Raw genomic sequence first — 13,199 nt, forward strand, 5'->3', positions numbered from 1 at the left:
GCGACAGCTGAGGCAGGTTACTGAGGAGTACCAGACTTGCGCCGACGAGCCAGTCTTGCGCCGACGAGCAGGTTGCCGGGTGCCGAGGAGTCCGGGTGCCGCGGAGCATGGGGAGAGGAGTCCCACGTGGGCAGGCGCTGTGCGGACACCTAGGCTTGAGCGGTGTCCTCCCTGCTGCGCATCATCCGCTTCACCCGTGCCCTCGCCCCGCTGTACACCGCGATCATCGTCTGCTCGGTGCTCACCGCGGTCGCGGGCCTGGCGGTCCCCTTCCTGATCGGTCATGCCACAGACACCGTGGCCGGCGCTGTGAACGGCCAGACCGCGACCGGCACCGCAGTGCGGACCGTGCTCCTGATCGCCGGGGCGGTGCTGCTGGCGGAGCTGGCCGTGACCGTGATCTCCAACGTTGGCGGATGGTTCGGCGACGTGATGAGCAACCGGATGCGCACCATCCTCTCGGTGCGCTACTACGACAAGCTGCTGCACCTGCCGCAGCGCTGGTTCGACGGCGAGATCACCGGCACCATCGTGGCCCGGTTGAACCGTTCGATCACCGAGATCACGAACTTCACCAAGATGATGTCGAACTCCTTCGCCTCGATGCTGATCACCACCGTCGCGGTGCTCGCCATCAGCGCCTGGTACGCCTGGCCGCTCACCGTGCTGCTGCTCATCGTGTTCCCCGTCTACGTGTGGCTGACCTCGTTGACCTCCGTGAAGTGGCAGCGCCTCGAGGGGCGCAAGAACGAGCAGATCGATATCGCCTCGGGCCGCTTCGCCGAGGTGGTCGGCCAGATCCGGGTGGTGAAGTCCTTCGTGCGCGAGCGCGGGGAGCTCGAGGACTTCTCCCGCCGCTTCCGCTCCACCGATGCGACCACCCGCGAGCAGTCCACCCACTGGCACCGGATGGACGTGATCCGGCGGGCGTTCCTGAACCTCATCTTCTTCGGGATCTACGCGATCATCTTCGTGCGCACCGTGCAGGGTGCCTTCTCCCTCGGCGAGATGGTGCTGCTGGTGCAGCTGATGGCCATGGCCAAGGCGCCGGTGGAGTCGATGAGCTGGGTGATCGACTCCGCGCAGCGCGCGATCGCCGGCTCCAAGGACTACTTCCGGGTGATGGAGACCGCGGTCGATCCGCGTACCGCCGCGGTGATGGCCGCACGGCCCGTCGATGCACGGGATGCGGGTCATGCGGACGGCACGGCGGGGGAGCTGCCGACGCCCGCGGGCGAGAGCGCGCCCGCCGCTGCGCTCGCCGTCTCGCCGGTGCCGGGCGCCCCCGTCGTCGCCTTTAGGGAGGTGTCCTTCGCCTACGAGGACGACGACGACGTGCTGCACGGCATCGATTTCCAGATCGACCGTGGCGAGAAGATCGCGCTGGTGGGTGAGTCCGGCGGCGGCAAGTCCACCATCGTGAACCTGCTGCTGGGGCTCTACGAGCCGCGTCGTGGCAGCGTGGAGGTGGTGGGCCATCCCAGCGCGGAGCTGCCGCTGGACCAGCTGCGTGCCCGCATCGGCGTGGTCTTCCAGGACGCCTCCCTGTTCTCCGGCACGATCCGCGAGAACATCGCCTACGGCCGCCCCGAGGCGAGCGAGGAGGAGGTGGTCGCCGCTGCGCGCCGCGCCAACGCCGAGGCGTTCATCCTCCGCTTCCCCGACGGCTACGAGCAGGTGATCGGGGAGCGCGGGCTGAAGCTCTCCGGCGGGCAGCGACAGCGGATCGCGGTGGCCCGCGCGATCCTCAAGGACGCTCCGGTGCTGGTGCTGGACGAGGCGACCTCGGCATTGGACACCAAGGCCGAGATCCAGGTGCAGAAGGGACTGGACGAGCTGATGACCGGCCGCACCTCGCTGATCATCGCCCACCGCCTCTCCACCATCGCCGAGGTGGATCGCATCATCACCCTGCGCGACGGCAACATCGACGAGATCGGCTCTCCCGCCGAGCTCGCGACCTCCGGCGGGATCTACGCCCAGCTGCTCGCGCTGCAGAGCTCCGGGGACAGCCGCAAGCTCGCGAAGTTCGACATCACCGGCTGAGCAGTCGGGGCAGCACCCGCACCAGCGCCACCATGCCCAGCAGCTCGACGAGGGTCTGAGTGACGACGGCGGCGGGGACTAGCGGGGACGGCATCGCCAGGGCCAGCGGGAGCACGACGAGGGAGTTGCGGGTCGCCGCGGAGAAGGTCAGGGCACGGGCCGACGGGGTCTCGAGGCGCGCGAGACGTGCGGCGAGGATCCCGGCCGCCGTCGCCAGCACCAGGAAGCCGGCGTACACCGGCACCAGGACCAGCAGGGCAGTGCCCGCGCCGAGCACCCGCGGGGTCTGGGAGGCGACCACCGTGAACAGGACCAGCATCATCAGCGGCACCATCGCGGGGGAGAGATCGAGACGCGGGGCCAGGCGCTGGAGCAGCGCAGCGGCCAGCAGCGGAAGCAGCACCAGCAGCACCAGGGCCCGCAGGAACGGGCCGGCCTCGATCATCCCCCGCGCCGTGCCGCCGCTCAGCAGCGGCACCAGCACCGGCAGGGCGACGAGCTGGGCGAGCATCAGCAGCGGGGTCGCGGCGAGCAACCGCTCGTGCGCCCCGCCCGCGAGCGCGCTGAACACGATGACGTAGTCGATGCACGGCGCCAGCAGCACCAGCAGGGCGCCGACCAGCAGCTCGGGAGAGCTCGCCAACGGTCGGGTGAGCGCCCAGACGATCAGGGGGACGACCAGGAAGTTCACGGCCAGCAGGGTCAGCAGGAACCGGCCGTCTTGCAGCGCCGCGCCGATCCCGCGCAGCGGGATCCCGTGGAAGGTCACCAGTAGCAGCGCCGCGATCGTGGGCTCGACGGCGAGCTCGAGCGGTCCCGGCGCGGCGGGCAGCAGCGCCCCAAGCGCGAGGCCGACGGCGATCGCCGCGAGGTAGAGCGGGACCTGATGGCGGTCCAGGGCATCACCGAGGCGCCGGATATCCATGCATCGGACAATAGTCGGGCTGAGCCCCGGCAGGGCGTCGGGCGTCCTCCTCCTCGCGCCGCAGGACCACAACCCTTCGCAGGAGGTCCGCCGGGGGCTAGCCTCGAGAGCGTCGGGACAGGCAGAGGCCACTCGGGCCGGCGTCCCGCGCGTCGCGTCCACAGGAGGAACCATGGAACTCGTCCCCGGAAACAGTCTGCTCACCGCCACCCCCGAGGAGGGTCGCCGGCTCGCGGTGACCCTCGCTCGCAAGACCATCGGCTTCATGCAGCCCGACGCGAGCGTGCGCGAGGTGCTGCGCCCCGCCTACGCGAACGACGCCGACTCCCTGACTGCGGCCGGTCAGGTCGTGGCCACCGAGTTCCAGACCATCGCCGCCGCCAACGACTACTGGCGCGGCTGAGAGGCACCTGGAGCGAGGACGCCACCGATCCTCATCGGTGGCGTCCTCGCTCCAGGTGTGCGCGGATCCAGGCGGCGTTCGGCAGGCTCGGGATAGCATGGGCCCGATCACACACTTCGGGGGCGACGAAGGAGCTCACATGGGATTCATCCAGGCATTCAAGGGCGCTGTCGGCGGGATGCTCGCCGACCAGTGGAAGGACTTCCTCACCGTCCCGAACGGGCTGCCGCAGACGGCGGCACTGTTCCCGGCGGTGCCGCAGGGCACGAACGCGGGCCGCGGCTCGAACACCCGCGGCAGCGAGAACGTCATCTCCAACGGCTCCAAGATCCTGGTGCCGCAGGGATACGGCCTGATCACCGTGGTCGACGGGCGGGCGACGGGCCTGATCACCGAGGCCGGCGGTTATGAGTTCAACGACCAGTCCCCGGATGCGCGCTCCGTCTTCGCCGGCGACGAGCTGCTGGCCTCGACCGTCGGCACCTCCTGGGAGCGCTTCAAGTTCGGCGGTCGCCCCTCCTCGCAGCAGCTCGCCTTCTACGTGAGCCTCAAGGAGATCCCGAACAACCGCTTCGGCACCCAGTCGGAGATCTACTGGGACGACGCCTACCTCAACACCCAGGTGGGTGCGGTCTGCCGCGGCTCCTACACCCTGCGGATCATCGACCCGCTGCTGTTCGTGCACAACTTCGTGCCCGCCACCTTCATCTCCGCGAACGCCCCGGTGTTCGACTTCAGCGACGTCGACAACGCCGCCGGCGGGCAGCTGTTCCGCGAGGTCGTCGGCTCCCTCGCGCAGGCCTTCTCCCGCTACACGAACGATCCTGACAAGGGCAACCGCATCTCCCGCATCCAGGGGGACTCGGTGGGCTTCGCCCAGTCGCTGTCCGCGGCCGTCGAGGAGGGCTACCGCTGGTCCAGCGATCGCGGCCTCGCGATCGTGAAGACCGCGATCGTCTCCATCGAGTACGACAAGAACACCCGTGAGCTGCTGAAGGACGTGCAGAAGGCCGACGCCCTCTCCGGCGCCCGCTCGCAGTCCTTCATGAACCAGGCCGCCGCGCGCGGCGTGCAGGCCGCCGGCGAGACCGGTGGCGGTGCGGGCCTGGCCATGTTCGGTGCGGGCATGGGAGCGGCCGGCGGCATGGTCAACCCGGTCCAGCCCTGGGCCCCGCCGGGCCAGCAGGCCCCGCAGCAGCAGGCCCCGCAGCAGCAGGCGCCCCAGCAGCAGGCGGAGCCCGCCCCCGCCGATCCGGTGGCCCAGCTCGCCCAGTACAAGCAGATGCTCGACCAGGGCCTGATCACCGAAGCGGACTACGAGGCGGCGAAGAAGGCCGCGCTCGGTCTCTGACCCGGCACGGAACATCGCGATGAGCGTCCCTCCCCAGGACCCGCACGGGCCGCAGCCGGACCGACCCGCCGGGCCTGACCAGCCCGGCGGGCCGGTCCCGCCCGCGCAGAGCGGTCAGCAGCCCCCAGCCGGGCAGCCGCCGATGCTCGGCGACGAGGCGGTCGCGGAGGCCGCGGAGGCCGCCCGGCGGCACGCCGCGAACCGGATCATCGACACCAGCTCCGGCCAGGACGACGGGCTGAACAAGTGCCCCAGCTGCGGCAGTTCGGAGATCCGGTACTCGCTCACCGCGAAGGCGCTGGTCTGCTCCTACTGCCGGCACACCTGGAACGAGGAGAACGCCGAGCAGGCCTTCGGACTGGACTCCTCGATCGCGGACCTGCGCGGCCACGTCATGGCCTCCGGCACCGCGGATGTCCGCGAGGATCTCACCATGGTCACCCTGAAGTGCCAGGGCTGCGGCGCCGAGGTGGTCATCAACGTCGACCAGGACCTGCAGGCCCGTTGCCACTGGTGCCGCCAGACCCTGTCGATCAACTCCCAGATCCCCAACGGTGCGGTCCCCGACGCGGTGCTCCCCTTCCAGCTGACCCGCGAGGAGGCGATCGAGCGCATCGATGCCTTCACCGCGAAGCGGCGGACCTTCGCCCACCACCGCTTCAAGGAGGAGTACGTCCCGGACAACGTGATGGGCGTGTACATCCCCTACCTGGTCGTGGACGGCAACATGCACGCGGTGCTGCAGGGCACCGGCGAGCTCACCACCCGCCAGTACACCGTGACCCACGGCAGCGGCGACAACAAGCGCACCGAGACCTATTACGACGCCGACGTCTTCGGCGTCCAACGGGCCTTCGACCTGCTGGTGGACGACCTCACGATCGAGTCCGCCGAGCGGTTCAACGCCCAGGACAACGAGCAGGCCACGAACAACATCCTCAATGCCGTGCAGCCGTACGACACCGAGAACGCCGTCATCTATAACTCGAACTACCTCAAGAACTTCACCTCCGAACGGCGTGACCTCAACGTGCGCGACGTCGATGACGATGTGGAGAACCATTTCCTGGCGATCGCCCGGGCCAAGGCCGTTCCCACCATCAACCGGTACGACCGCGGGGTGCGGTGGGAGCGGGAGGGCGTGGCCGTGCGCGGCACCCGCTGGGTCTCGGTGTACGTGCCGGTCTGGCTGTACAGCTACGCCGACTCCGCCATGGGGAAGGACTCGCTGGTCCACTACATCGCGGTCAACGGGCGCAACGGCAACACGATGGGGTCGGTGCCGGTCTCGCATCCGAAGATCTTCGCCGTGTCCTGCGCCGCCGGCACCGTCGCCGCGGTGATCGGCGCGATCATCGGCTTCAGCCAGTTCCTGTTCTGAGGAGACGGACCATGACCACCGCTCATCCGCACCCCCGAGGAGGACGCCATGCTGCCGCTGCTCGCTGAGCTCTCCGCCGACCCGGCGACCATGATGCTGCTGGCTGATTCCGACTCCGGGGCCGGCGGCATCGCCATCCCCTTCCTGGCGGGACCGGCGGTGTTCGCGGCGGTGTACGGCGGCATCTACCGCTACTACCGCAACACCGACAAGCGGCACCACTTCGAGCGGGACACGGAGGTCGCGGTGGGCAACCTCCGCTCCGGCGACCGCAAGGTCGGCGAGAACAATCGCCAGCAGAACCGCCGGATGCGCGACGACAACAGCACCGACCACCTCCGCCGCGTGCGCCGCATCGCGGTGGACTGACGTGAGCACCGGGCCCGCGGCCGCAGGCACTGCGGCCGACGATGCAGAGGTGATCGTCGTCGGAGCGGGCCTGGCCGGGCTCGTGGCCGCCACCGAGATCGCCGACGCCGGCAGGCGCGTGCTGCTGCTGGAGCGCGAGGGGAGCAGGACCTGGGCGGGCAGGCCTGGTGGAGCTTCGGCGGGCTCTTCCTCATCGACTCCCCGGAGCAGCGCCGGCTGGGGATCCGCGACAGCCTCGACCTCGCCCGGCAGGACTGGCTGGGCTCCGCCGCCTTCGACAGCCCGGAGGATCAGTGGCCGCGCCGCTGGGCGGAGGCGTACCTGCAGTTCGCGGCGGGGGAGAAGCGGGAATGGCTGCGCGGTCTCGGCCATCGCAGCTTCCCCGTGGTCGGCTGGGCCGAGCGCGGCGACGGCCGCGCCGAGGGGCACGGCAACTCGGTGCCGCGCTTCCACATCACCTGGGGCACGGGGCCCGGGATCGTCGAGCCCTTCACCGCCAAGCTCGCCGCGCACCGGGCGAGCGGCCGCATCGTGCTGCGCACCCGCCGCGCCGTCCGCGAGCTGCTGGTCGAGGGTGAGCGCGTGACCGGGGTGCGCGGGGAGGTGCTGGCCGCGGATGCCACCCCGCGCGGCATCGGGTCGAGCCGGGAGGTCACCGGCGAGTTCACCCACCGGGCTGCGGCCGTGCTGATCGCCACCGGCGGCATCGGCGGCAACGAGGAGCTGGTGCGGAGCCTGTGGCCCGCTGAGCTGGGGACCATGCCCGAGCAGTTCGTGCACGGGGTTCCGGCGAGCGTCGACGGCACCGGGATGCTGGCCGCGGAGCGGGCCGGCGCGCGCTGGATCCACCGCGACCGGATGTGGCACTACACCGAGGGGATCCGCAACTGGGACCCGGTGTGGCGCGGTCACGGCATCCGCATCCTGCCCGGCCCCTCCTCGCTCTGGATCGACGCCCGCGGGCGGCGCCTGCCCGCCCCGGCCTATCCCGGCTTCGACACCACCTCGACCCTGCGCCATCTGCGCACCACCGGGCACAACCACTCCTGGTTCGTGCTCACCCGGAAGATCATCGAGAAGGAGTTCGCCCTCTCCGGCAGCGAGCAGAATCCGGATCTCACCGGCAAGGACTGGCGGCAGGTGCTGGGCCGGGTGAAGCCCGGCGCCCCCGGCCCGGTGCAGGCCTTCCTCGACCACGGCGAGGACTTCCTGCAGGCGCGGAGCGTTCCCGAGCTGGTGGGGAAGATGAATGCGCTGACGGGCGAGGAGCTGGTCGACGCCGGCGAGCTCGAGCAGCTCATCCGCGCCCGCGATGCGGAGCTGCGCCACCCGTACTCGAAGGACGCCCAGCTCACGGCGCTGCGCGGAGCACGGAAGTACGTGGGGGATCGGCTGATCCGTACCGCCGCCCCGCATGCCCTGCTGGATCCGCAGGCCGGGCCGCTGATCGCGGTGCGCCTGCATGTGCTGCTGCGCAAGACCCTCGGCGGGCTGGAGACGGACCTGGGCGGCAGGGTGCAGCGCACCGCCGGTGCCGCCGAGGCCGGGCCCGGGGCGCTGCCGGGACTCTATGCGGCCGGTGAGGCCAGCGGCTTCGGCGGCGGCGGGGTGCACGGACACAACGCTCTGGAGGGCACCTTCCTGGGTGGCTGCCTGTTCTCCGGCCGACAGGCCGCGCAGGGGATTCTCGTAGATCTGCGCTGAGATCCGGACTGACCTGCAGTGATCTGCATCATATCCACATCGTGAAAACGAAATTTCGAATTGGTGTTGCTTTCGTCTCACCGGTGGGCTAGTTTTCTCCCACGACACCGGCGCCGTTGTTCTGGCATGGATAACCATCGGGCTGGTTCGCGCAGATCCTGACCGCAACCGTGCCCTCGTGAAGGACCAGCGTCGGCGCTCGCCGCGCAGGTCGAGGAGCGTGCGGCGATGGAGCCCACACAGATCACCGTCAACGGACGACCCCTGACCACTGCGGGGGCCGAGCCGCACACCAACCTGCTGACCTGGCTGCGTGACCAGGGGCTGACCGGAGCCAAGGAGGGCTGCGCGGAAGGGGAGTGCGGTGCCTGCGCCGTGCTCGTCGCCCGCCCCGACGGCGAGGGCGGCTCCCGCTGGACGTCGCTGAACTCCTGCCTGCCGCCGGCGCTCGCCTTCGCCGACCAGGAGATCGTCACCGCCGAGGGCCTCGGCGGCGCCCCCGGGATCGGCGAGGACGCCGAGCTGCACCCCGTCCAGCGCGAGATGGCCGAGCGCGGCGGCTCCCAGTGCGGCTTCTGCACCCCCGGCTTCGTGTGCTCGATGGCCGCGGAGTACTACCGTCCCGAGCGCCTCGCCGACGCGGAGGAGGCGACCGGCGAGCCGGCCGACGAGCCCGGGGATCACGACCACGAGTGCGGCGCCAACGGCTTCGACCTCCACGCCCTCAGCGGCAACCTCTGCCGCTGCACGGGCTACCGGCCGATCCGCGACGCCGCCTACGCCCTCGGCGACCCCGCGCAGGATGATCCCCTGGCCCGGCGCCGCGAGCATTCCGCCCCCGGGGCTCCGGCGGTGAGCGTCACCAGCGGCGGGGCCGAGTTCCACCGCCCGGCGGACCTCCCCGAGCTGCTGCGGCGCGTCGCCTCCGCGCCAGAGGCGACGCTCGTCGCGGGCGCGACCGACGTCGGGGTGGAGACCAACATCCTGCACCGGCGGCCCCCGCTGCAGCTGGCGATCGACCACCTGAGCGAGCTGCGCACCCTGATCCAGACCCCGGAGCACCTCGAGATCGGCGCCGCGCTGACCCTCTCCGAGATCGAGCGCGACCTCGACGGCCGCGTCCCGCTGCTGGCCCAGCTCTTCCCCCAGTTCGCCTCGCGGCTGATCCGCAACAGCGCCACCCTGGGCGGCAACATCGGCACCGGCTCCCCGATCGGGGACTCCGCCCCGGCGCTGCTGGCCCTGGACGCCCGGATCGTCCTCGCCTCCGTCGACGGTGAACGGGAGGTGCCGATCAGCGAGTACTTCACCGGCTATCGGCAGACCGTCCGCGCCCCGCACGAGATCATCCGGGCGCTGCGCATCCCCCTGCCGGTGCTGCCGGCCACCACCTTCCTGAAGATCGCCAAGCGGCGCTTCGATGACATCTCCTCCGTCGCCGTCGCGATCGCGCTGCAGGTCGAGGACGGCCGGGTCCACCGGGCCCGGATCGGGCTCGGCGGCGTGGCCGCCACCCCGCTGCGCGGCGAGGCGGCCGAGGAGGTCCTGACCGGAGCCCCGTGGACCGCACCCACCGTCCGTGAGGCGGCCGCGGTGCTCGCCGCCACCGGCACCCCGATGGATGACCACCGAGCCAGCTCCCGCTACCGCCGGGCGATGCTCGAACAGTCCCTGCTGCGCTTCTATGCCCGCAGCCGACCGACCGCACAGACGGAGGTTCCGCGATGAGCAGCCATTCCCCCCTCTCCCAGCGCCCGGAGCCGAGCGACGGCTCCGTCGGCCGGAGCATCCCCCACGAGAGCGCCGCCGAGCACGTCACCGGCGCCGCGATGTACACCGATGACCTCATCGACCGCACCGCGGACGTCCTGCACGCCTGGCCCGTCCAGGCGCCGCACGCCCACGCCCGGGTGGTCTCGCTGCGCACCGCCGCGGCGCTCGAGGTGCCCGGCGTGGTCCGGGTGCTCACCGCCGAGGACGTCCCGGGCCTGAACGACTCGGGCATCAAGGGCGACGAGCCGCTGTTCCCCACCGAAGTCATGTTCCACGGCCATGCCGTGTGCTGGGTGCTCGGCGAGACGCTCGAGGCGGCCCGCCGCGGCGGCGAGCAGGTCGAGGTCGAGTACGAGGAGCTCGACTCGCTGATCACGCTGCCCGAGGCGATCGCCGCCGGCAGTTTCCAGGGCCGGCAGCCGGTGGTCTCCTCGGGAGATCCGCGCGCCGCGCTCGAGGGGGCCGCCCACCGCTTCCGCGGCGAGTTCAGCTTCGGCGGTCAGGAGCACTTCTACCTCGAGACCCAGGCCTCCCTCGCCCACGTCGACGAGGCCGGGCAGCTGTTCATCCAGTCCTCCACCCAGCATCCCAGCGAGACCCAGGAGATCATCTCCCAGGTGCTGGGGATCTCCGCCCACGAGATCACCGTGCAGTCCCTGCGCATGGGTGGCGCCTTCGGCGGCAAGGAGATGCAGTCCCACGGACTGGCCGCGATCGCCGCATTGGGCACCGTGGCCACCGGCCGACCCGTCCGGGTGCGGCTCAGCCGCACCCAGGACCTCACCATGACCGGCAAGCGCCACCCCTTCCACGCCGAGTGGGAGGTGGGCTTCGACGCCGAGGGCCGCCTGCTGGCCCTGCTGGCCACCATCACGGCCGATGGCGGGTGGTCGCTGGACATGTCCGAGGCGGTGCTCTCGCGGGCGCTGTGCCACGTGGACAACTCCTACCTGATCCCGCACATCGAGGTGCAGGGCCGCATCGCCCAGACCCACAAGACCTCCCAGACCGCCTTCCGCGGCTTCGGCGGCCCGCAGGGCATGCTGGTGATCGAGGACATCCTGGGCCGCTGCGCCCCCGAGCTGGGGCTGGACCCCGCCGAACTGCGCCGACGGAACTTCTACCGCCCCGGGGACACCACCCCCTACGGGCAGGAGGTCCGCCACGCGGAGCGCATCGGGCAGATCTGGCAGGAGCTGGAGGGCCGCGCCGACGTGACCGCCCGCCAGGAGGGGATCGCCCGCTTCAACGCGAGCCATCGCGACACCAAGCGGGCACTGGCGATGACCCCGGTGAAGTTCGGCATCTCCTTCAACCTCACCGCCTTCAACCAGGCCGGGGCGCTGGTGCACGTGTACAAGGACGGCTCGGTGCTGATCAACCACGGCGGCACCGAGATGGGGCAGGGCCTGCACACCAAGATGCGCCAGGTCGCCTCCAGCGCCCTCGGCGTCCCGCTGGCGAGGGTGCGACTGGCCCCCACCCGCACCGACAAGGTCCCCAACACCTCCGCCACCGCGGCCAGCTCCGGCACGGACCTCAACGGCGGCGCGGTCAAGAACGCCTGCGAGCAGATCCGCGAACGGCTCGAACAGGTCGCCTCACGCCTGCTCGGGGTCCATCCCGAGGACGTGCGCATCGCCGACGGCATGGTCCGCGGGCCCTGGAGCCTGCCCGGCGCGGAGGAGCGCCTGCTGCGCTTCGAGGAGGTCGTCAAGGAGGCCTACCTCCAGCGGGTCCAGCTCTTCGCCGCCGGCTACTACCGCACCGCCGGGATCCACTGGGACGCGGCCCGCATGCAGGGCGACCCCTTCAAGTACTTCGCCTATGGCGCCGCCGCCAGCGAGGTCGAGGTGGACGGCTTCACCGGCGCCTACCGCCTGCTGCGCACCGACATCGTCCACGACGTCGGCGACACCCTCAGCCCGCTGATCGACCTCGGCCAGATCGAGGGCGGCTTCGTGCAGGGCACCGGATGGCTCACCCTCGAGGAGCTGCGCTGGGACGAGAGCGACGGGCCGCGGCGCGGCCGCCTCGCCACCCAGGGCGCGAGCACCTACAAGCTGCCCAGCTTCTCCGAGATGCCGCCCGAGCTGAACGTGCACCTGCTCGAGCGCGCCACGGAGACCGGGGTCGTCTACGGCTCCAAGGCCGTGGGCGAGCCGCCGTTCATGCTGGCCTTCTCGGTGCGCGAGGCGCTGCGCGGAGCAGCAGCAGCGTTCGGCCCCGCCGGCCGTGCGCTGGAGCTGGCCAGCCCCGCCACCCCCGAGGCCGTGTTCTGGGCGATCGAGGAGGCACGAGCGGCGCGAGAGAGGTGCGAGGCCGCCGCAGAACCCGACATCGGCACCGTCGAGCGGGCGGCCGAGCCCTCCCCGCCCCTGACCCCCGCCAACCCCCGCTGACATGGACTGGCTGAGCGCCCTCGTCGCGCAGCGCGCCCAGGGCAGCCCCGCCGTGCTGGTCACCGTCACCCGCACCCGTGGCCACACCCCCGCGACCCGGGGGCGAAGATGCTGGTCACCGACCAGGACACCGTCGACACCATCGGCGGCGGCAACCTGGAGGAGACCGTCATCGAGCGGGCTCGCGAGATGCTCCGCGACGGTGACCGCCGACCGGAGCTGATGGAGATGAAGCTCAACCCCCACGCCCCCACCCGCCACGGCCGCCAATGCTGCGGCGGAGAGGCCGAGGTGCTGCTGGAGCCGCAGCAGGTCCCGCCGACGGTCGCGATCTTCGGCATCGGCCATGTCGGTTTCGAGCTCGCCCATGTGCTGCGGCGGCATCGGCTCGTGCTGCAGCTGGTGGACAGCCGCGCCGAGCAGGTCGCCCCCGACCGACTGGGAAGCCTCCCCGAGGGGCCGGCGCGGGTGCACGGCCATCACGCCCCCGCCCCGGAGACCGTGCTGCGCGAGCTGCCCGACGGCGCGCACGTGCTGATCATGACCCACGACCACGCCGAGGACCTGGTGCTGTGCGACGCCGCGCTGCAGCGGGGCGGAGAGCTCGGCTCCATCGGCGTCATCGGCTCCGACGCCAAATGGTCCCGCTTCCGCACCCAGCTGCGCGCGGCGGGGCACCAGGACACGGCGATCGACCGCATCAGCTGCCCGCTCGGCCTGCCCGGCGTCGGCGGGAAGGAACCCGCCGTGATCGCACTCAGCACCGCCGCCGCGCTGGTGACGACCCTCCAGCACGCCCAGGAGGCGGACCCCGCGGGCTGACCCGCACCCACCCAGAACCCAGC

The 13,199-nt window shown here is 71.3% G+C and carries 9 protein-coding genes and 1 pseudogene; 9 read left to right on the forward strand and 1 reads right to left on the reverse strand.

What is annotated here, in order from left to right:
* Positions 1-162: 162 nt before the first annotated feature.
* Positions 163-2,046 (forward strand): ABC transporter ATP-binding protein, encoded by a 1,884-nt coding sequence (locus CFK39_RS11235; RefSeq protein WP_089065538.1) that lies wholly within the window; start codon positions 163-165, stop codon positions 2,044-2,046.
* On the opposite strand, the gene CFK39_RS11240 is transcribed toward CFK39_RS11235, so the two are convergent.
* A complete protein-coding gene (locus CFK39_RS11240) occupies positions 2,036-2,971 on the reverse strand; it encodes an arsenic resistance protein (RefSeq protein WP_089065539.1) in 936 nt (311 codons plus the stop codon). The genes CFK39_RS11235 and CFK39_RS11240 overlap by 11 nt on opposite strands.
* Positions 2,972-3,143: 172 nt before the next feature.
* Between CFK39_RS11240 and CFK39_RS11245 the strand changes: the two genes are divergently transcribed.
* From CFK39_RS11245 to xdhC, 8 genes and pseudogenes are all read left to right on the forward strand, one after another.
* Positions 3,144-3,374: a hexameric tyrosine-coordinated heme protein gene (locus CFK39_RS11245; protein WP_089065540.1), complete on the forward strand. Its 231-nt coding sequence runs from the start codon at positions 3,144-3,146 to the stop codon at positions 3,372-3,374.
* Positions 3,375-3,513: 139 nt separating this feature from the next.
* Positions 3,514-4,725, forward strand: coding sequence for an SPFH domain-containing protein (locus CFK39_RS11250; RefSeq protein WP_089065541.1), 1,212 nt, complete (start codon positions 3,514-3,516; stop codon positions 4,723-4,725).
* Positions 4,726-4,744: 19 nt separating this feature from the next.
* The gene (locus CFK39_RS11255; RefSeq protein WP_245822520.1) at positions 4,745-6,106 is read left to right on the forward strand and encodes a proline-rich domain-containing protein; all 1,362 of its coding nucleotides are present in this window, start codon (positions 4,745-4,747) and stop codon (positions 6,104-6,106) included.
* Positions 6,107-6,154: 48 nt separating this feature from the next.
* On the forward strand, positions 6,155-6,475 hold the full coding sequence (locus CFK39_RS11260) for a hypothetical protein (RefSeq protein ID WP_089065543.1): 321 nt from the start codon (positions 6,155-6,157) through the stop codon (positions 6,473-6,475).
* Position 6,476: 1 nt separating this feature from the next.
* A pseudogene (locus CFK39_RS11265) lies at positions 6,477-8,179 on the forward strand (FAD-binding dehydrogenase).
* 228 nt (positions 8,180-8,407) lie between these two features.
* On the forward strand, positions 8,408-9,907 hold the full coding sequence (locus tag CFK39_RS11270; protein ID WP_089065544.1) for a xanthine dehydrogenase small subunit: 1,500 nt from the start codon (positions 8,408-8,410) through the stop codon (positions 9,905-9,907).
* Complete coding sequence (gene xdhB / locus CFK39_RS11275; protein ID WP_089065545.1) at positions 9,904-12,354, forward strand: xanthine dehydrogenase molybdopterin binding subunit; 2,451 nt, start codon at positions 9,904-9,906, stop codon at positions 12,352-12,354. The genes CFK39_RS11270 and xdhB overlap by 4 nt, the downstream gene beginning before the upstream one ends.
* A 108-nt stretch (positions 12,355-12,462) precedes the next feature.
* Positions 12,463-13,176: a xanthine dehydrogenase accessory protein XdhC gene (gene xdhC, locus CFK39_RS11280; RefSeq protein ID WP_338027670.1), complete on the forward strand. Its 714-nt coding sequence runs from the start codon at positions 12,463-12,465 to the stop codon at positions 13,174-13,176.
* Positions 13,177-13,199: the final 23 nt, after the last annotated feature.

The organism is Brachybacterium avium (genome assembly GCF_002216795.1).
Lineage (GTDB): Bacteria > Actinomycetota > Actinomycetes > Actinomycetales > Dermabacteraceae > Brachybacterium > Brachybacterium avium.